17 protein-coding genes and 1 riboswitch are annotated in these 18,196 nt (G+C 67.6%); of the genes, 12 read left to right on the forward strand and 5 right to left on the reverse strand.

Translation table 11 applies throughout. The features are described 5' to 3' along the window. The first annotated feature begins 5 nt into the window (after positions 1 to 5). From FHW85_RS16220 to FHW85_RS16240, 5 genes are all read left to right on the forward strand, one after another. Positions 6 to 386, forward strand: coding sequence for a peptidase C13 (locus FHW85_RS16220; protein WP_168648939.1), 381 nt, complete (start codon positions 6 to 8; stop codon positions 384 to 386). Between the two features lie 125 nt (positions 387 to 511). Further along, positions 512 to 736, forward strand: a riboswitch (cobalamin riboswitch). A gap of 151 nt (positions 737 to 887) precedes the next feature. After that, positions 888 to 3,401 (forward strand): ribonucleoside-diphosphate reductase subunit alpha, encoded by a 2,514-nt coding sequence (locus FHW85_RS16225; protein ID WP_208399731.1) that lies wholly within the window; start codon positions 888 to 890, stop codon positions 3,399 to 3,401. A gap of 13 nt (positions 3,402 to 3,414) precedes the next feature. After that, positions 3,415 to 3,642 (forward strand): hypothetical protein, encoded by a 228-nt coding sequence (locus tag FHW85_RS16230; RefSeq protein WP_167254954.1) that lies wholly within the window; start codon positions 3,415 to 3,417, stop codon positions 3,640 to 3,642. A 32-nt stretch (positions 3,643 to 3,674) separates the two neighbouring features. After that, entirely contained in the window at positions 3,675 to 4,679 is a 1,005-nt protein-coding gene (locus tag FHW85_RS16235) for a ribonucleotide-diphosphate reductase subunit beta (RefSeq protein WP_167254952.1), read from the forward strand. Between the two features lie 131 nt (positions 4,680 to 4,810). Continuing rightward, positions 4,811 to 5,341 carry a transposase gene (locus FHW85_RS16240; RefSeq protein WP_168648940.1) on the forward strand — a complete coding sequence of 177 codons (531 nt, stop codon included), beginning with the start codon at positions 4,811 to 4,813 and terminating at the stop codon, positions 5,339 to 5,341. A gap of 116 nt (positions 5,342 to 5,457) precedes the next feature. Here the strand turns inward: FHW85_RS16240 and FHW85_RS16245 are convergent, their stop codons facing one another. The 3 genes from FHW85_RS16245 to FHW85_RS16255 all read right to left on the reverse strand — a co-directional run bounded on the left by FHW85_RS16245 (position 5,458) and on the right by FHW85_RS16255 (position 7,397). Further along, a complete protein-coding gene (locus FHW85_RS16245; RefSeq protein WP_167254950.1) occupies positions 5,458 to 6,135 on the reverse strand; it encodes a DUF2076 family protein in 678 nt (225 codons plus the stop codon). 176 nt (positions 6,136 to 6,311) lie between these two features. Beyond that, positions 6,312 to 7,193 (reverse strand): prohibitin family protein, encoded by an 882-nt coding sequence (locus tag FHW85_RS16250; RefSeq protein ID WP_210427828.1) that lies wholly within the window; start codon positions 7,191 to 7,193, stop codon positions 6,312 to 6,314. A gap of 6 nt (positions 7,194 to 7,199) precedes the next feature. Then, positions 7,200 to 7,397: a hypothetical protein gene (locus FHW85_RS16255; protein ID WP_168648941.1), complete on the reverse strand. Its 198-nt coding sequence runs from the start codon at positions 7,395 to 7,397 to the stop codon at positions 7,200 to 7,202. A gap of 445 nt (positions 7,398 to 7,842) precedes the next feature. Here FHW85_RS16255 and FHW85_RS16260 point away from each other — a divergent pair, with 445 nt between their 5' ends. From FHW85_RS16260 to FHW85_RS16270, 3 genes are read left to right on the forward strand one after another with little or no spacing between them, the layout of a single operon-like run. Then, a complete protein-coding gene (locus FHW85_RS16260) occupies positions 7,843 to 8,229 on the forward strand; it encodes a BlaI/MecI/CopY family transcriptional regulator (protein WP_167254946.1) in 387 nt (128 codons plus the stop codon). A 1-nt stretch (position 8,230) separates the two neighbouring features. Beyond that, positions 8,231 to 10,303 carry a M56 family metallopeptidase gene (locus FHW85_RS16265; protein ID WP_168648942.1) on the forward strand — a complete coding sequence of 691 codons (2,073 nt, stop codon included), beginning with the start codon at positions 8,231 to 8,233 and terminating at the stop codon, positions 10,301 to 10,303. A gap of 30 nt (positions 10,304 to 10,333) precedes the next feature. Then, positions 10,334 to 11,239 carry a hypothetical protein gene (locus FHW85_RS16270; RefSeq protein WP_168648890.1) on the forward strand — a complete coding sequence of 302 codons (906 nt, stop codon included), beginning with the start codon at positions 10,334 to 10,336 and terminating at the stop codon, positions 11,237 to 11,239. A 243-nt stretch (positions 11,240 to 11,482) separates the two neighbouring features. Here FHW85_RS16270 and FHW85_RS16275 read toward each other — a convergent pair whose 3' ends face one another. Further along, positions 11,483 to 13,816 (reverse strand): S9 family peptidase, encoded by a 2,334-nt coding sequence (locus tag FHW85_RS16275; protein ID WP_168648943.1) that lies wholly within the window; start codon positions 13,814 to 13,816, stop codon positions 11,483 to 11,485. A gap of 178 nt (positions 13,817 to 13,994) precedes the next feature. Between FHW85_RS16275 and FHW85_RS16280 the strand changes: the two genes are divergently transcribed. After that, the gene (locus FHW85_RS16280; RefSeq protein WP_167254938.1) at positions 13,995 to 14,384 is read left to right on the forward strand and encodes an acyl-CoA thioesterase; all 390 of its coding nucleotides are present in this window, start codon (positions 13,995 to 13,997) and stop codon (positions 14,382 to 14,384) included. 87 nt (positions 14,385 to 14,471) lie between these two features. On the opposite strand, the gene FHW85_RS16285 is transcribed toward FHW85_RS16280, so the two are convergent. Then, positions 14,472 to 15,371: a LysR family transcriptional regulator gene (locus tag FHW85_RS16285; protein ID WP_167254936.1), complete on the reverse strand. Its 900-nt coding sequence runs from the start codon at positions 15,369 to 15,371 to the stop codon at positions 14,472 to 14,474. A 122-nt stretch (positions 15,372 to 15,493) separates the two neighbouring features. Between FHW85_RS16285 and FHW85_RS16290 the strand changes: the two genes are divergently transcribed. The 3 genes from FHW85_RS16290 to FHW85_RS16300 all read left to right on the forward strand — a co-directional run bounded on the left by FHW85_RS16290 (position 15,494) and on the right by FHW85_RS16300 (position 18,085). Next, positions 15,494 to 16,486 carry an aldo/keto reductase gene (locus FHW85_RS16290; RefSeq protein WP_167254934.1) on the forward strand — a complete coding sequence of 331 codons (993 nt, stop codon included), beginning with the start codon at positions 15,494 to 15,496 and terminating at the stop codon, positions 16,484 to 16,486. 41 nt (positions 16,487 to 16,527) lie between these two features. Continuing rightward, the gene (gene queF / locus FHW85_RS16295; RefSeq protein ID WP_168648944.1) at positions 16,528 to 17,349 is read left to right on the forward strand and encodes an NADPH-dependent 7-cyano-7-deazaguanine reductase QueF; all 822 of its coding nucleotides are present in this window, start codon (positions 16,528 to 16,530) and stop codon (positions 17,347 to 17,349) included. Between the two features lie 160 nt (positions 17,350 to 17,509). Further along, on the forward strand, positions 17,510 to 18,085 hold the full coding sequence (locus tag FHW85_RS16300) for a hypothetical protein (RefSeq protein WP_167254930.1): 576 nt from the start codon (positions 17,510 to 17,512) through the stop codon (positions 18,083 to 18,085). Positions 18,086 to 18,196 lie beyond the last annotated feature (111 nt).

Here is an 18,196-nt window from a genome sequence, read left to right on the forward strand (position 1 = left end):
CCGCCATGACCAGCCTGCTCTTCCTCGCCCTGCTGTCCGCGCCCGGCATGCCGGCGGACGATTTCTCAACGCGGGTGCAGCAGGCCAAGTTGACCGAGGGCGCCAAGGACGGGCCGGACTACCAGAAGAAGATGTGGGCCGCGATCGGCGACCGCACCACCGACGCGCTCAAGGGCTGCATCGCCACCCTGCCCAAGCCCGACAAGTCCCCTTTCGTACTGGTCGCCGACGTGCACGCCGACGGCAGCCTGGGCCGGGTCGAAGTCCGCGCCCCCACCGACGTAGCCACCTGCCTGCTCAGCCGCTTCGCCAGCTGGAAGCTGCCGGCCCCGCCGGCCAGCCCGGCGCCGTATCCGATCGAGGTGGATTTCAGCATCGCCCCCTGAGCGCCCGGGCAGAACCGATCGCCAAGATTTTTCGCATGGCCGCCAGGCCGCGCCAGGCCTTGAATTACCCCACTTATCCACCGATATATGCACAATGGATTGGGTTGACCCGCCCCACCCCGCCCTATATGTTGTGCCCCGTCGGTGCCTTTCTCAGACCCACGGTCGGATTGGCTTAATAGGGAATCCGGTGCGAATCCGGAACTGCCCCGCAGCGGTAAGCGGAAACGAAAGCTCCCATCGCACTGGTCCTCGAGGGCTGGGAAGCGGGGGCGAGTAGGTCGGATCGGTCGCCAGCGAACGGTCCATGTCTGCGAGTCCGAAGACCTGCCGGCACATCGCGGCCTTCAGCGCCGCGGTGAGTGATGGCGGCTTCCGCGGGGAGGCGCGTCGTGGCGCGGAGCCTTCGCTCCGCCGCACGGCCGTCCCCGCCTACACCGCCTTCGTCTCAGCCCTGCGCGCGGGAGCAGGTCGTTGAAGCCTTTGGCCTGGAGCGATGCCATGCAACCTATCGACACCGACTCGCGCGAGCGCACCGACGACCGCGCGGACGCATCCGCCTTCCCTGCCGCCGACGCAGCTGCCGCCGCGCCGGAGCCCGTTCGCATGGAAGCCGTGGCGGAGACCCCCTTCGCCCTCACCCCGCCGCACAACCCCGGCCAGATGCGCGTGACCAAGCGCAACGGCAGCCAGGAGATCGTCGACGTCAACAAGATCGTGCGCGCGGTGACCCGCAGCGGCGAAGGCCTGCATGCGGTCGATCCGCTGCGCGTGGCGCTGAAGACCATCGGCGGCCTGTACGACGGCGCCACCACGCGCGAGCTGGACGAGCTGTCGATCCGCACCGCCGCCGCGCTCACCGCCGAGGAGCCCGAATACGGCCAGCTCGCCGCGCGCCTGCTCGGCGCCTACGTCGACAAGGAAGTGAGCGGCCAGGAAATCCAGAGCTTCTCCCAGTCGATCGCGCGCGGCGCGGAGCTGGGCATCCTCAACGCACGCCTGCGCGACTTCGTCGCCGCCAATGCGCGCAAGCTCAACGACGCCATCGATCCGCTGGCCACGCGCCGCTTCGAATACTTCGGCCTGCGCACCGTGTACGACCGCTACCTGCTGCGCCACCCGCAGCTGCGCAAGGTGATCGAGACGCCGCAGTACTTCTTCATGCGCATCGCCTGCGCGCTGGGCGGCAACGAGATCGGCGAGACGCTGGAGCTGTACCGCCTGCTGTCCTCGCTGGAATACATGGCCAGCTCGCCCACCCTGTTCAACGCCGGCACCGCGCACGAGCAGCTCAGCTCGTGCTTCCTGCTCGACTCGCCGACCGACTCGCTGGAGTCGATCTACGAGAAGTACGGCGACGTGGCCAAGCTGAGCAAGTTCGCCGGCGGCATCGGCCTGGCCTACTCGCGCGTGCGTTCGCGCGGCTCGCTGATCCGCGGCACCAACGGCCATTCCAATGGCCTGGTGCCGTGGCTGAAGACGCTGGATGCCTCGGTCGCCGCGGTGAACCAGGGCGGCAAGCGCAAAGGCGCGGCCTGCGTGTACCTGGAGCCGTGGCACGCCGACATCGAGGAGTTCCTCGAGCTGCGCGACAACACCGGCGACGAGGCGCGCCGCACGCACAACCTCAACTTGGCCAACTGGATTCCGGACGAATTCATGCGCCGCGTGGAGAGCGACGGCGACTGGTCGCTGTTCGATCCGAAGATCGTGCCGCACTTCGTCGACAGCTGGGGCGAGACCTTCGAGCGCGCCTACCGCGAAGCGGAAGCCGCCGGCATCGCGGTGAAGAAGGTGAAGGCGCGCGAGCTGTACGCGCGCATGCTGCGCACCCTGGCCCAGACCGGCAACGGCTGGATGACCTTCAAGGACCGCAGCAACGCCACCAGCAACCAGACGGCCAAGGCCGAGAACGTCATCCACCTGTCCAATCTGTGCACCGAGATCCTCGAGGTGACCAACGCGGGCGAGACCGCGGTATGCAACCTGGGTTCGGTGAACTTGGCGCGCCACGTGGTGGACGGCGTGTTCGACTTCGACAAGCTCGCCGCCACCGTGCGCACCGCAGTGCGCCAGCTGGACCGCGTGATCGACCTGAACTTCTATCCGATCGACACCGCGCGCACGGCCAACCAGAAGTGGCGCCCGGTGGGCCTGGGCGTGATGGGCCTGCAGGACGTGTTCTTCAAGCTGCGCCTGCCGTTCGATTCGGCCGACGCGCTGGCGCTGTCCACGCGCATCGCCGAGGAGATCTACTTCCACGCGCTGAGCATGTCCAACGAGCTGGCGCGAGAGCACGGCGCGCATCCGGGCTTCGCCGAAAGCCGCGCCGCCAACGGTGAGCTGCAGTTCGACTACTGGCCGCAGGCCAGGCCGAACGACATGCCGCGCTGGGATTCGCTGCGTGCCAGCGTGAAGGAACACGGCCTGCGCAACTCGCTGCTGATCGCGATCGCGCCGACCGCCACCATCGCCTCGATCTCCGGCTGCTACGAGTGCATCGAGCCGCAGGTGAGCAACCTGTTCAAGCGCGAGACGCTGTCCGGCGACTTCCTGGTGGTGAACCGCTACCTGGTCGAAGAGCTCAAGACGCTGGGCCTGTGGACGCCGGAAGTGCGCGACGCCATCAAGCTGGCCGAAGGCTCGATTCAGGGCATCGCCAACATCCCCGAGCGCCTGCGCCAGATCTACCGCACGGTGTGGGAGCTGCCGCAGAAGGCGCTGATCGACCTGGGCGCCGCGCGCGGCGCATACATCGACCAGAGCCAGTCGCTGAACCTGTTCATGGAGAACCCGAACATCGGGCAGCTGAGTTCCATGTACATGTACGCATGGAAGTCCGGCATCAAGACCACGTACTACCTGCGTTCGAGGCCGGCGACCAAGATCGCCAAGACCACGGTGGCCGCCGCCGCGCCGGCAGCCAGGCCGGCGCCGGAAGCCGAGCAGGAACAGGCCAACGCCGCGGTGTTCTGCTCGCTGGAAAACCCGGAATACTGCGAGGCCTGCCAATAAGGCAACGCACCCGATGAAGCCGTACCGGAACCGCAGCGGGAAATCCGGTGTCGCCGCCTACGAAAGCGGCGAAGGCTACATCCGGGTGCGTTTCATCCACGACGGCACCTACGAATACGACGCCACCCGGCCCGGCCGCCTGCACGTAGGCAACATGCAGAAGCTGGCCGACGCCGGGATCGGCCTGTCCACCTATATCAGCCGCTTCGTGCGCGAACGCTACGCGCGCAAGCTCGATTGAGCGCCGGCGGCGCCCGCAGCAAAGGAATTCCCATGTCGCACATCCTCGATCCCGGTTTCGAACTCACCCTGCGCCCGATGCGCTATCCCGAGTTCTACGAGATGTACCGCAACGCCATCAAGAACACCTGGACGGTGGAGGAAGTGGACTTCTCGCTGGACGTGACGGACCTGAAGTCCAAGATGAGCGACGCGGACCGCCATCTGATCCATCGCCTGGTGGCCTTCTTCGCCACCGGCGACACCATCGTGGCGAACAACCTGGTGCTGAATCTGTACCAGCACATCAATGCGCCGGAAGCGCGCATGTACCTGTCGCGCCAGCTGTACGAGGAAGCGCTGCACGTGCAGTTCTACCTCACCCTGCTGGACACCTATATTCCCGATCCGGCCGAGCGCAACAAGGCCTTCGGCGCGATCCAGAACATCCCCTCGATCCGCCAGAAGGGCGAGTTCTGCTTCAAGTGGATCGACTCGATCCAGAACCTGCAGCGCCTGGAAACGCGCGAACAGCGCCGCCAGTTCCTGCTCAACCTGATCTGCTTCGCCGCCTGCATCGAAGGCCTGTTCTTCTTCGCGGCATTCGCCTACGTGTACTTCCTGCGTTCGCGCGGCCTGCTGCACGGGCTGGCCTCCGGCACCAACTGGGTGTTCCGCGACGAATCCGGCCACATGGGCTTCGCCTTCGAAGTGGTGCGCACGGTGCGCGCGGAAGAGCCGGACCTGTTCGACGAAACCATGCGCGCGCAGGTGGAAGAAATGCTGGAAGACGCCATCGCCTGCGAAACGCAGTTCGCCGAGGACGTGCTGTCCGGTGGCGTGGCCGGCCTGTCGGTGAAGGATATGCGCCAGTACCTGGAGTACTGCGCCGACCAGCGCCTGGTGCAGCTGGACCTGCCGAAGAAGTACGGCGCGAAGAACCCATTCGACTTCATGGACCTGCAGGACGTGCAGGAAGTGACCAACTTCTTCGAGCGTCGCGTGTCGGCGTATCAGGTGGGCGTCGAGGGAGAAGTGGCGTTCGATATGGCGTTCTGATCCGGAGATCGGCGCCGCCTTACGTCCGGTGTTGGGGTTCGCCCTCGGCTCACCCCAACCTACCCCGATAGATGGAGGCCGCGGGCTTTTGTAGGTTGGGGTGAGCTGAAAGCGAACCCCAACGGCCCTACATGCGCTATCGCAGAGCCCACTCCCCAGGCGGCACATTCTTCTTCACCGTTAACCTTGCCGATCGCACCAGCTCCCTATTGGTCGATCGCATCGACTCGCTGCGCCATGCCGTCAGAACCACGTTGCGTAGATATCCGTTCAACGCCGTAGCCTGGGCGGTCATGCCGGACCATATGCATGCGATCTGGACGTTGCCGGAGGGAGACGGCGACTACGCGACGCGTTGGATGCTCATCAAGCAGCGCTTCTCCAGGGCGATGCCTTCACATGAAGCCATCAGCCCTTCACGCCGCACGCAAAGCGAGCGCGGGATCTGGCAGCGCCGCTACTGGGAACATGAGATTCGCAGTGAGCGCGATCTTCTGCGGCACATCGACTATGTCCACATCAATCCGGTGAAACACGGCTATGTCACGCGTGCCGACGACTGGCCGTACTCGTCGATCCATCGCTATATCCGGCAAGGCATCCTTCCCAAGGATTGGGCCTGTGATTCCGCCGATTTTCCGCAAGGCGAGCGCTCGGCGTAGGTTGGGGTGAGCCGCAGGCGAACCCCAACATCGCCACCTTCAACGGCACCACGATGTTGGGGTTCGCCTGCGGCTCACCCCAACCTACGCCGGACGTGGCTGGCCAGGATGTTGCTTTACACCCAGCTGTTGTCGTTATCGTCGTCGAAGCCCACGTCGCCGACGTCGCTCAGGTCACCGTTGAAATCGCTGTTGTCCTGCGCGAACGCGTGGTCGTTCTGCAACGCGTTGCCGCTGTTGTTGTCGTCGTAGAAATTGTTCTGCGTGATGTTCTCCACCACGGTCTCCTGCCCGCCGCCGCCGAAGAAACCGCCGCCGCCGTGGTGGCCGCCCAGCAGGCTTTCGATGCCGTTGAACAGGAACATGCCGCCGGCCACGCCCGCAGCCGTGGTCGCGGCGCTGGCGAGGAAGCTGGGTGCGGCTGCCGGCTGCTGAGGCGCCGGTGCGGCGCCGCCGAACAGGCGCTCGCGCCAACCCGGCGCGGCCTGCTGCTGCGGCATCGGCGGAGGCGCCGAGGGCTGCTGCGGCTGGCTCCAGCCGCCGGCCTGGCCGCCGAGGAAGCTGCCGCCGCCCTGCCCGCTCACCTGCGCCTGCAATTGCGCGATCTGCGCCTTGGCGTTCTCCAGCGCCTGCTGCTGCAGCAGGCTGCGCTGCACCAGCAGGTAGAGCGCGTCGGGGTGGCCGGCCAGGCGCTGCTGGATCAGCGCGTCGGCCTGCGCGTCCTTGGCCACGCCGCCGGCGGCGGCCAGGCGCTGCAGGAAATCGTCGAGAAGTTGCTGTTCCTGGGGAGTCATGGGTGCTACCTCGTGGTGGTGGGCGACGGCTTGGTCCGCGCGCGTAAGTTGCCAAGTATGCGTGCGGCGGATGACATCAAGGCCACCCTGCCATCGGTTGGGCTGCGCGCGTTCAGCTCGACAAGAACTTGCGCCCGTTGAAATGAAGGCGGAGCCCGCAGGCTCCGCCATTTGCCTTACTTCGACGCCTCGCGCGCCTGCAGGTTCACGAACGGCAGCATGCCGCCGCCGTTGTAGGTGGGCAGGTGGCCGTCCCATTTCTCGATGGCCGACATCTGCACCACGTTCGGGTTCTGCCGCAGCGCATCGCCCTTCAGCGAGATCGCCTTGGCTTCCGCCTCGGCGATGGTCACCGCGGCCTTGGCCCGGCCTTCGGCTTCCGCCTCCACCTTCTGCGCCTCGGCCTGCGCCTGCGCCACTTCGTTCTGGCGCTGCTCGGCCATCTGGGTGGCCTGGATCTTGGCGTTGATCGACTGCACCACGTTGTCCGGCAGGCGCAGTTCGCCGATCCAGTAGATCTTCTCGATCACGATGCCCACCGGCGCCACCTCCGCGGCCACGTCGTTCTGCACCGCATCGACCAGATGCGCCTTGCCCTTGCCGTAGACCGATTCGATATCCAGGTTCGCGGCTTCCTTCACCAGCGCGTCGCGCACCATGTTGCGCAGGTAGACGTCGGTGATCTCGTCGATGCCCTTGCGGTACTTCTGGAAGATCAAGGTCACCTTGGTCGGGTCGATGTGATAGGTGATGCCCACGTCGGCATTGACGATCAGGCCCTGCGCGGTCTGGAAGCTCAACGACTCGTCGACCGGGCGGCCTTCGTTCGAGGAACGCGTGAACGCGTAGGTCTGCGTGAACGTGGGGAAGGTGTACAGCTCATAGCCCCAGCCCACCCAGTAGCGGCCCGGCGGCAATTCCTGCAGCGCGCCCTTGCCGTCGCCATAGAGCTGGAACTTCACGCCCACGTTGCCGGCCGGCACCTTGTCGCAGGCCGCCAGCAGCAGCGCGCACAGCGCAATGGCAACCATCGAGAAACGTTTGATCGTGCGATTCATAAACAGTCATTCCTTGTGACGAAGAAGGCGGCTGAGCAGGTGATAGCTCCAGGCCGCAAGCAGGACCAGCAGGACCAGGCCGGCGATCACGGCGAACGTGCTCGTGGCGGAGATCAGCTGCGGGCCGACGAAACCCAGGTACAGCAGTAGGCAAAGCGCAAGCAGCCAGGGGCTGGCCAGCATCTGCGCGAACAGCGCTTTCATGGCGGCGACTCCTTGATGGAAGTTCATGGCGGATGCGAAGCGATCCGCGCATCGCCACCCGGCGCGTGCGCGCACGCGGGCAGCAGGCGATGCGCCGATGGTTTCGGCGTGGGCCTTAAGCGAGGGTTGGCGGTCTCAGGTCCGGCGGACGGAGATGGCGGCGCGGTGGGGAGAGGAAGCCAGGCGACGAGCGTCGAAAGTCTTCATATGCGCACTCCGGTGCGCGGGGTCGGGTGGTGATGGCGGCGCATCTTACTCCTGCTTTTTCGCGCCGGAGCGAAAACGCTACATCGTTACAGTGCGGGGAACGGGGAGCGGGGAACAAAAGCGCGCAACTTGCGAGGCCGTTCCCCGTTCCCCCTTCCCCGTGGCTACCAGCCTATTGACTACACCTGTAGTCACGGGGTAGCGTGCCTACATCTGTAGTCACACCGGATGACCTGCCATGTCCAAGCCTTCGATCGGCGACCAGGAACTCGCCCTGCTGCATTACCTGGCCGAACACGAGCCCGCCTCGGTCGGCGAAGTGGCCACCGGCTTCGGCGAGGCGCGCGGCCTGGCGCGCTCCACCGTGCTGACCATGATGGAACGCCTGCGCGGCAAGGGTTATCTGCGCCGCCGCCAGGGCGGCGGCGTGTACCGCTACAGCACCGCCACCGGTCCCGGCGAAGCGATGCGGCAGGCGGTGGATCAGTTCGTGGAGAAGACCCTGGCCGGTTCGGTGTCGCCATTCGTGGCGTGGATGTCCGAGAAAGCCGAGGTCAGCGACAACGAACTGGCGGAACTCGAAGCCCTGGTCAATCAACTGCAGTCGCGGCGCAAGGAGAAATGATATGGACGGCTATTTCCGTTTCGCCGACCTGCTGCTCGACCGCCTGGTCTGGACGTCCATCCAAGCTGCCGCCCTGATCGGCGCGGTGTGGCTGCTGTGCCGCTGGCTGCCGCGCTGGTCGCCGGCCATGCGCTGCCTGCTGTGGTGGCTGGTGGGCCTGCAGCTGGTGCTCGGCCTTATCCTGGGCCGTCCGCTGGAACTGCCGCTGCTGACGCCGTCGGTGGAAACCACTGCGCTGTCGGGCGAGCAGGCGCAGGAACATGGCATCGCCATCCATACCGCGGTCACCGGCGACCCGCTGGCCTCGATCCCGGTGCCGCTCGCCGCGGCGGCTAAAGCGGCCGATGCGCCGCCGGCCAAGCCCTGGCCGTGGCGCGAAACCCTGGCCAGCCTGTGGCTGATCGCGATGGCGCTGCAGCTGGCCGCCGCGCTGCGCGAATGGCGCGAGACGCGCGCGGTAATGCGCAGCGCCGAACCGGTACGCGATACCCGGCTGCTCGCGCAGTGCGCCGAACAGGCGCGCGCGCTCGGCCTGCGCCACTGCCCGGAGCTGCGCCGCTCCGACGTGATCGTGTCGCCGCAGGTCGCCGGGCTGTGGCGCCCGGTGGTGCTGCTGCCGACCGAGCACACGCTGGATGCGGACGACTGCGCCATGGCGCTGGCGCATGAACTGGCGCATCTGCGCCGCGGCGATCTGTGGCTGGGCTGGATTCCGGCGCTCGCGCAGCGCGCGTTCTTCTTCCATCCGCTGGCGCGCTGGGCGATGCGCGAATACGCGTTTCACCGCGAGGCCGCTTGCGACGCGCAGGTACTGGACCGCTCCAGTGCCGAGCCGCAGGACTACGGCCGCCTGCTGCTGCGCCTGGGCGTGGCGTTTCCGGTGTCTTCCGGCCTGGCCGGCGCCTCGCCCACGTTCCAGAACCTGAAACGCCGCCTCACCCTGCTGCAGCAGACCGACCGCGTGCCGCCGCGCCTGGGCGCCTGGCTGCTGGTGGTGCTGGTGGCCGTCGCCGGTGCGCTGCCTTATCGCGTCACCGCGCGCGGCATGGATCAGCAGCAGGCAACGTCCTCCGCGCCGGCAGCGAATGCCGCGCCCGCGGTCGCGCCGCAAGCCGCACCCGCACCCGCACCGCTGGTGTCGCCCACGCGCGTCGTCGCGGCGCATCCGCTGCCCGCGGTCGCGGCGGCACCCGCGCCGGTCGCGCCCGTGGCTACGACGGTAACGCCGGCTCCCGCCGCGAAGCCCGCCGCCCGCGCCATGGCCGCTCTTGACCCGATCACTGCTCCGCCGCCCGCGCCGATGGCGCCCATGGAGCCGATGAGCCCGCCGCCGCCACCGCCGCCACCGCCGGTCGCACCGGTGCCGCCGCCCGCTCCGCCGGCACCGCCGTCGCCGGTACGCGTGGGCAAGGCTTCGCACGTCGACCTCGACCTCGATAACGGCGCGCCCCGCGGCTTCGCCATCGTCGAGCCGGATTTCCTCACCGTGCAGGGCAGCGAGAACGATCTGGCCAACGCACGCGCCCTGCAGAACGGCAACGCGCCGGTGCTGTGGATCCGCCGCGGCGACAAGGCCTATGTGGTGCGCGACCGCGCGCTGCTGCAGCAGGCCAAGGACGCTTATGCGCCGATGCGCGATCTCGCACGCCAGCAAGGCGAGTTCGCCGGCAGGCAGGGCGAGCTGGCCGGCCGCCAGGATGGACTGGCCGCGGAAGTCGAAGCGCTGTCGGTGCGCCGTTCCGAGCTGGACAGCGAACGCGTCGCCCTGACCCGGCAGCGCGAGCAGCTGCGCATGCAGGGCAAGGCCGACAGCGCGGAGGCGGCCGGCATCGCCGCCTCGTTCGAAGGGCGCCTCAGCGGCATCGAGGCGCAGCGCGCCGACCTGCAGCGCCGGCAGGCCGACATCGACCGGCGGCAAGCCGACTTCAGCCGCAACCAGGCCGAGCTCTCGCGCCAGCAGGCCGAACTGTCCAAACGCGAGCGCGAAGTCTCGCGGCAGGTCTACAGCCAGCTGGACCGCTTGATGGACCAGGCCGTCGCCGACGGCCAGGCCCAACCCAGCACGCGCCTTTGATCGCCCCTTCTCTCTGACGAGGCCTTATCGATGAAGCTGCATCCGCCCGCTCTCCGACTGCCGCGCCGCGCCGAATGGCGGGTGGCGATCTTCTCCGCACTGCTGCTCGCGGCCCCGCTCACCCTGCTGGCCGCGCAGTACACGCCGCCGCCAGCGCCGCCGGCCGCGCCGCCACCGCCACCGCCGCCCCCTGCTCCGCCACCGCCGCCGGTGCCGCCCGTTCCGCCGTCGCCGCCACCGCCGCCGGCCGATTTCGGTGGTTTCGGCGCCCGCCATGTGTCGATCCACACCCGCGGCGAAGCCGCCGAAGGGCTGGCGCTGATCGATGGGGATTCGGTGATGTTCGATGGCGCCGACCGCGACGTGGAAGCGGTGCGCCGCCTGCAGGACGGCAAGGGTTCGCTGCTGTGGTTCCGCCGCGGCGGGCAGGCCTGGGTGATCCGCGACCAGGCGTATCTGGATCGCGCCAAGGCCGCTTACGCCGAGGTGGAAACGATCGGCAAGGAACAGGGCAAGCTCGGCGGCGAACAAGGCAAGCTCGGTGCGCAGCAGGGCAGCCTGGGCCAGCGCCAGGGCATGCTCGGCTCGCGCCAGGGCAGCCTGGCCAGCAAGGAAGCGGAGCTGTCCAGCCGCGAAGCGCAACTTGCGGGGATGGAGGCGCAGGGCAAGCCGGCGGCCGACCTCGCCGCGGGACGCCAGAAGATCGCCGCCGCGCGCGCCGACCTGGAAGCGCAGCAGAAGGCGCTGGAACGCGAGCAGGAAGCCCTCGCGCACGACCAGGAGGCACTCGGCAAGCAGCAGCAAGCCCTGGGCGAGAAGCAGGGTGCGCTGGGCAAGCGGCAGGAACTCGCCAACCAGAAGGCGCATGCGCAGCTCGATGCCTTGATCAAGGAAGCGCTGGCAAAGGGCGTGGCCAAACCGGTGGAAACACTCTAGCTACGAAGAACTCTTCTCCCCTCCGGGGAGCACGCGGGGAGGGCACAGGGATGTGCCCGGCTTTGAGGAGCGAGGAAGATGCCGGCAGGCAGATGAGGGGCGGGTGCTCGCAGGAGCGGATCGACGAAGCATCGCTCGCTTTTCCGATCCCGCTTCTACGCTCCGTAGGTTCCCCTCACCCCAACCCTCTCCCCGGAGGGGAGAGGGGGTAGAAAAAAACGGGCCCTGGTGGGCCCGTTTTTTTCAATCCTTCGGCATCTTCAACTCGTATTCCTTCGGCGGCGTCGCTTCCATCAGATACCGCACGAAGTAATCCCAGCGCTTGCGCGTCATGTACAGGCTGGCCGCGCCATAGCCATGGTGCGCATTCGGGATCAGCAGCAGATCGAAGTCCTTGTTGGCCTTGATCAGCGCATCCACCACCAGCAGCGTCTGGTACGGCGGCACGTTGTCGTCCATGGTGCCGTGCGCCAGCAGCAGATGGCCCTTGAGCTTGTCGGCATAGACCTGGTTGGCCTGCTTGTCGTAGTTGCTCTTGCCGTCCTTGTCCTTCACCAGCAGGCCCTGCCACTTCTCCGCCCAGTCGTCTTCGTAGTTGCGGTTGTCGTGGTTGCCGCTTTCGGCGATGCCGACCTTGAAGAAGTCCGGATACATGAACATGGCGCCCACGGTGGCGTTGCCGCCGCCGGAGTGGCCCCACATGCCGACGCGGTCCAGGTCGATCCACGCATAGCGCTTGCCCAGTTCCTTCAGGCCCGCCACCTGGTCCGGCAAGGTGTTGTCGATGATGTTGCCGAAGTAGGCATCGTGGAACGCCTTGGAGCGCCACGGCGTGCCCATGCCGTCGATCGCCACCACGATGAAGCCCAGCTCCGCCAGCGCCTGGTTGTCGCGGCCGACGCTGAAGCTGCGCGTGCCGACCGAACCGGTCTGCGGGCCGGGGTAGACGTAGTCGACGATCGGGTACTTCTTGCCCGGGTCGAAGTTCGTCGGCTTGTACATCAGGCCGTACAGGTCGGTCTTGCCGTCGCGGCCCTTTACGGTGAACGGCTCCGGCGCCTTCCAGCCGGTGGCGAGCAGGCGGCTGATGTCGGCCTTGGCCACCTGGGCCACGGTGTGGCCGTCGTCGCTGGAGCGCAGCACCGTCACCGGCGGCGTGGTGCTGGTGGAATAGGCGTCGACGAACAGCTTGCCGTCGGGCGACGGCACAACGGTGTGATCGGCGGCTTCCGGCGTGAGCAGGGTCGGCTTGCCGCCGTCGATGCTCACCTTCCAGTACTGCTGGTAATACGGATCGACGCCGGCGGTGCGGCCCACGCCGCGGAACCACAGCGTGCGCGACTTCGCGTCCACCCGCAGCACCTGGGTGACGTTGCCCTCGCCGGTGGTGATGGCGCGCTTGAGCTTGCCGGTGTTGAGGTCGTACAGGTACAGGTTGCCCCAGTTGTTGCGCTCGCTGAACCAGATCGCCTCGTGGGTTTCCGGCAGGTAGCTCCAGTTGACCTTGTCGTTGCCGCTCTCGTAGTAGGTCTTCACCTTCTCGTCGAACACCGTGCGCACTTCGCCGCTCTTGGCGTCGGCGATGCGGAACCAGGACTGCTTGTGGTCGCGCGAGGTGGACACGAAGGCCAGCGTCTTGCCGTCCGCCGCCCACTGCACGTCGTCCCAGCCGCCGTCGCGGCCGCAGCTGATGTCGTCGCACAGGGTGGAGCGGTGCTGGTCCGGCTGCATCTTCAGGCGCAGCACTTTCTTGGCCGGCACGTCGATGATCACGCGCTCGATCATGGTGATGTGCTCGTCGCCGACCAGCGGGTACTTCCACTTCTCCAGCTTCGGATGGCCCACGTTGGTGGTGACCAGGTACATGTCGCCGGTCTTGCGCTGGTCCTGCTGGAAGGTGGCGATCTGGGTCGAATCCGGCGACCACACCAGGATGGCGCTGTCGGTGTGCTTCCAGCCGGCGTTGTCGGTGGCGTAGCCGTAGTCTTCGACGCCATCGGTGGTGAGCTGGATTTCCTTGCCCGTGGCGACGTCGCGCAGCCACAGGTTCCAGTGGCGGATAAAGGCTTCGGTCTTCTTGTCGGGCGAGAGCACGCCCGGCTCCTCGCCGGCGTCGCCGTGCCTGGGCTGCGCGCACACGCCTTCGCCCTTGAGGTCGCACAGGTAGTGCTTGCCGCGCAGGCTGACGTCGAGCTGGCCGTCGGCGGCCACGTCGAATTCGGTGATGCCGAGCTTGCTGGCGTCCACCGGCTTGCCGGCGGCCTTGCTCAGCGCGGCGGCGAGCTTGGCCTGGTCGAACGCGGGCTCCGCCTTGCCGGTGGCGGCGTCCATGCGCAGGTAACGGTCGCCCTGGGCATCGTGGTCGCGGTACCAGAAGTGGCTGTCGTCGAGCCAGCTGGCGCTGGTCACCGCGTGGTCGATCAGCGGCGCGGCGCGGTAGTACATGAAGCTCTCGGCGCGGGCGTAATCGTCCGCCGTCAGCGTCCTGGCCGGTGCCGCCTGTGCGGCCGCGCCGGACGACAGCGCGCTCAATACCAGCGCGCCGAGCAGGCGCGAACCATCCATCTTCAAACCCATTGTCGACTCCCCTTGAGGATTGGCGCGATACGAAGCCCGCCGTGGCTTGCCGGAAGCTGTAGCCGGCGATCCAAAGTCATGGATCGTAGTCCGGAGGTCATGCCCCGACCCCTGCCAGAAGTCCCTGGGGGGAAACATGCGTCAAAATACGCGTTCTCCCCACCCAAGACCGCACGCCATGACCAAGCACGCCGCCGCCCTGCCCGAAGCCACCCTGCTGGAGATGGTGTTTCCCGACCACACCAATCATCTCGGCACCCTGTTCGGCGGCCAGGCGCTGGCGTGGATGGACAAGGCGGCGTTTATCGTCGCCTCGCGCCATGCGCGCCGCATCGTGGTCACGGCGCGCTCGGAAGAAGTGAGCTTCCGCGTGCCGGTGCGCAAGGGCCAGCTGGTGGAACTGCTGGCGCGCATCGTGGAAGTGGGGCGCAGCTCCATGCACGTGGAAGTGGAAATGACCGCCGAGGACCCGCTCACCGGCGACCGCCGCGTCTGCACCACCGGGCGCTTCGTGATGGTGGCGCTGGATTCCAACGGCACGCCGACGGACGTGCCGCCGCTGGCCTGAGCTACCGCGTAGGTTGGGGTGAGCGCCAGCGAACCCCAACACCCACGGTCGCCCGCAGCCTTGGGGTTCGCTGGCGCTCACCCCAACCTACGCCAGGGTTGATACCAGCCCCGCCACCCAGTCGATGAACACGCGCAGCCGCAGCGGCAGCTGCCGCTGGCGCAGATACGCCACGTGCAGCGGCATCGGCGGCGGCGGCGTGTCGGTCAGCAGGGCTACCAGCTGACCGCTGGCCAGCGCATCGCCGAAGCGGTAGCGCGGAAACTGCGCGATGCCCAGGCCCGCCTCGCAGCAGGCGGCGTAGGCGTCGGAACCGTTGACGGTGACCATCGACGGCAGGCTCACCTCGCGCAGGCTGCGTCCCACCATGAATTCCAGCGGCACCGCGCGGCGCGTGTTCGGCGAGGCCCAGTTCACCGCCAGGTGGCCCTTGTGCAGGTCGGCCAGGCTGGCCGGCATGCCGTGGCGCCGCACGTAGTCGGCGCTGGCCATGGTCACCTGCTGCATCGAGGCGATGCGGCGCGCCACCAGTTCGGAATCGGGCAGCTCGCCCGAGCGCACCACGCAATCCACGCCTTCGCGCACCAGGTCGACGTAGCGGTCGCTGGTGCCCAGCTCCAGTTCCACCTGCGGATAGCGCTTGAAGAAATCCGGCAGCGCCGGCGCGATCAGATGGCGCGCCAGCGTGGCCGGCATGTCCACGCGCAGCCGCCCCTTGGGCTGGGTGGCGGCGTCGCGGAAGCCGGCTTCCACCTCGTCCACGTCGGCCAGCAGGCGCACGCAATGGCCGTAGTAGGTCTCGCCGTCGCGGGTGGGGCTGACGCTGCGCGTGGTCCGCTGCAGCAGGTGCGCGCCCAGCCGCGCCTCCAGCCGCTTGATGGTGTGGGTGAGCGTGGCGCGCGGCAGGTTCAGGTCGTCCGCGGCGCGGGTGAAGCTGCCCAGCTCGACGATGCGGGCGAACACGCGCATGGCTTGCAGCTGGTCCATGGCCGGGGCTTCCCATTGTTGATATGAATGAAACAGACCTGGCGATTATTGAGCATTTATCCATCAACGATGCAAGCGCAGCATGTGCCCAGCTTTTCTCCCACCTGAAAGAGAGCCCCGCGATGCAAACACGACTGCTTGGCCGCAACGGCCCCAAGGTTTCCGCCCTCGGCCTGGGCTGCATGGGCATGAGCGAGTTCTACGGCGCGCGCGACGACGCCGAGTCCATCGCCACCATCCACCACGCGCTGGACCGCGGCCTGACCCTGCTGGACACCGCCGACATCTACGGCCCGTACACCAACGAGGAACTGGTCGGCAAAGCCATCCGCGGCCGCCGCGAACAGGTATTCCTGGCCACCAAGTTCGGCATCGTGCGCGACCCCGCCAACCCGCAGGTGCGCGGCGTCAACGGCCGGCCGGAATACGTGCGCGAGTCCGTCGACGGCAGCCTCAAGCGCCTGGGCGTCGAGCAGATCGACCTGTACTACCAGCACCGCCTGGATCCGCGCACGCCGATCGAGGACACCGTCGGCGCCATGGCCGAGCTGGTGCAGGCCGGCAAGGTGCGCTACCTGGGCCTGAGCGAGGTTTCAGCCGAGACGCTGGAACGCGCGCACAAGGTGCACCCCATCGCGGCCGTGCAGAGCGAGTTCTCGCTGTGGACGCGCGACCCGCAGGAAAACGGCGTGCTGGCCATGTGCCGCCAGCTCGGCGTGGCCCTGGTGGCTTACTCGCCGCTGGGCCGCGGCTTCCTTACCGGCGCCTACAAGAGCCCCGAGGACTTCGACGCCGACGACTACCGCCGCAGCAGCCCGCGCTTCCTGGGCGAGAACTTCACCCGCAACCTTGAACTGGTGGACAAGGTGCAGGAACTGGCGAAGGACAAGGGCTGCACGCCCGCGCAGCTGGCCCTGGCCTGGGTGCTGGCCCAGGGCGAGGAAGTGATCGGCATCCCCGGCACCAAGCGCCGCGACCGCCTGGACGAGAACCTGGGCGCGCTGGATGTCGCCCTCAGCGCCGCCGAGCTCGCGGCCATCGACGCGGTGTTCCCGCCCGATGCCGCCGCCGGCCCGCGCTATACCGAGGCCATGCTGAAGTTCCTCAACGCCTGACCGGCACGGCAATACGGCTCATGGCGGGTAAAATGCCCGCCATGAGCACTCCCGAACACTCCCCCCTCGGCAAGACCACCGTCTACGCCGACCGCTACGACCCCTCCCTGCTGTTCCCCATCCCCCGCCAGGCCAAGCGCGACGAGATCGGCGTGAGCGCGCCGCTGCCGTTCCACGGCGTGGATATCTGGAACGCCTACGAGCTCTCCTGGCTGGATGCGCGCGGCAAGCCGCGCGTGGCGCTGGCCGAATTCCGCGTGCCGGCGGCCTCGCCGAACATCATCGAATCGAAATCCTTCAAGCTGTACCTCAACGGCTTTGCGCAGGAACGCATCGACGATGCGCAAGCCCTTGCGGCGACCCTGCGCCGCGACCTGTCCGCCGCGGCCGGCGCCGAGGTGGACGTGCACCTGAGCGAGCCGAGCGCGAGAGCGCATGCGGTGGTGGATCTCGAAGGCGCCTCGATCGATGCGCTGGATATCGACATCGACGACTACGGTCCGCCCAAGTCCGATTACCTGCATGCCGATGCGGGCGAGGTGGTGGAAGAAGCCCTGGTCTCGGACCTGCTGCGCTCCAACTGCCCTGTCACCGGCCAGCCCGACTGGGGCAGCGTGCAGATCCGCTACCGCGGGCCGCGCATCGACCGCGCGGGCCTGCTGCGCTACCTGGTCTCGTTCCGCAATCACAACGAATTCCACGAGCAGTGCGTGGAACGCATCTTCGTGGACGTGAGCCGGCATTGCGCGCCGCAAAGCCTGAGCGTGTATGCGCGCTATACCCGGCGCGGCGGACTGGACATCAATCCGTTCCGCGCCAGCGTGGCGTCGACGCCCGGCAATCCGCGCGGCGCGCGCCAATAGCATGGCGTGCGGAGGCGGCGCGAAACGTTCGTAAAAAACCTGTCGCGCCGCGCCCGCCGCTAATGGCGGCTTCATCGCGACAGGCCTAGCTTGGCGCTGCGGGAACGCCATGCGTTTACTCCGTTCATCCATGGATCGACGACCGGAAGGGGGGATTGCCATGCATCGCTTTCAACGCCACGCCGCCGGCGGCTGCTGCCTGATCGCCGCGCTCGCGCTGGGCGCCTGCGGCAAGCACGAAGCAGCACCGCCCGCCGCCGCGCCGGCAGCGGCGGCCAGCGTGCCGGCCAGGGCGCCCGCGACGGCGCCGGCCGCCGTTCCGGACATCACGCTGCCGAAGGCTTCCACCGCATCCACCGCCAAGGCGGCTGTCACGGCGGCGCCGGTGGACCGGGCCTTCCGCGTAGCCAGCGTCACCATCGGCGACGATGTCTCGCCGGACCATCGCGTCACCGAAGCGAAGACGCGTTTTGCGCCGAGCGTGAAGACGATCTATGCCGCGGTGGAAACACAAGGGCTGACCGACAGCGCCACGCTGAGTGCGACGTGGAGCTATCTGGAAGGAAGCTCGCGGCAGATCGTCAGCACCAGCCAGTCGATCGCCACGGACGGGCCGGCGGTGACCACGTTCGAGGTGCGCAATCCGAACCAGTGGCCGCTGGGGAAGTACCAGGTGGTGATCGCGGTGGATGGGAAGGTGGTGTCGACGCAGGATTTCGAAGTCGCAAAAACCTGAGCCTTGAAGCCGGCGTAGGTTGGGGTGAGCCGCAGGCGAACCCCAACATCGCGGCCCCGGACGCTGCGCACCGTTGGGGTTCGCCTGCGGCTCACCCCAACCTACGAGGTC

Source organism: Dyella sp. SG609, assembly GCF_012275375.1.
Taxonomy (GTDB): domain Bacteria; phylum Pseudomonadota; class Gammaproteobacteria; order Xanthomonadales; family Rhodanobacteraceae; genus Dyella_D; species Dyella_D marensis.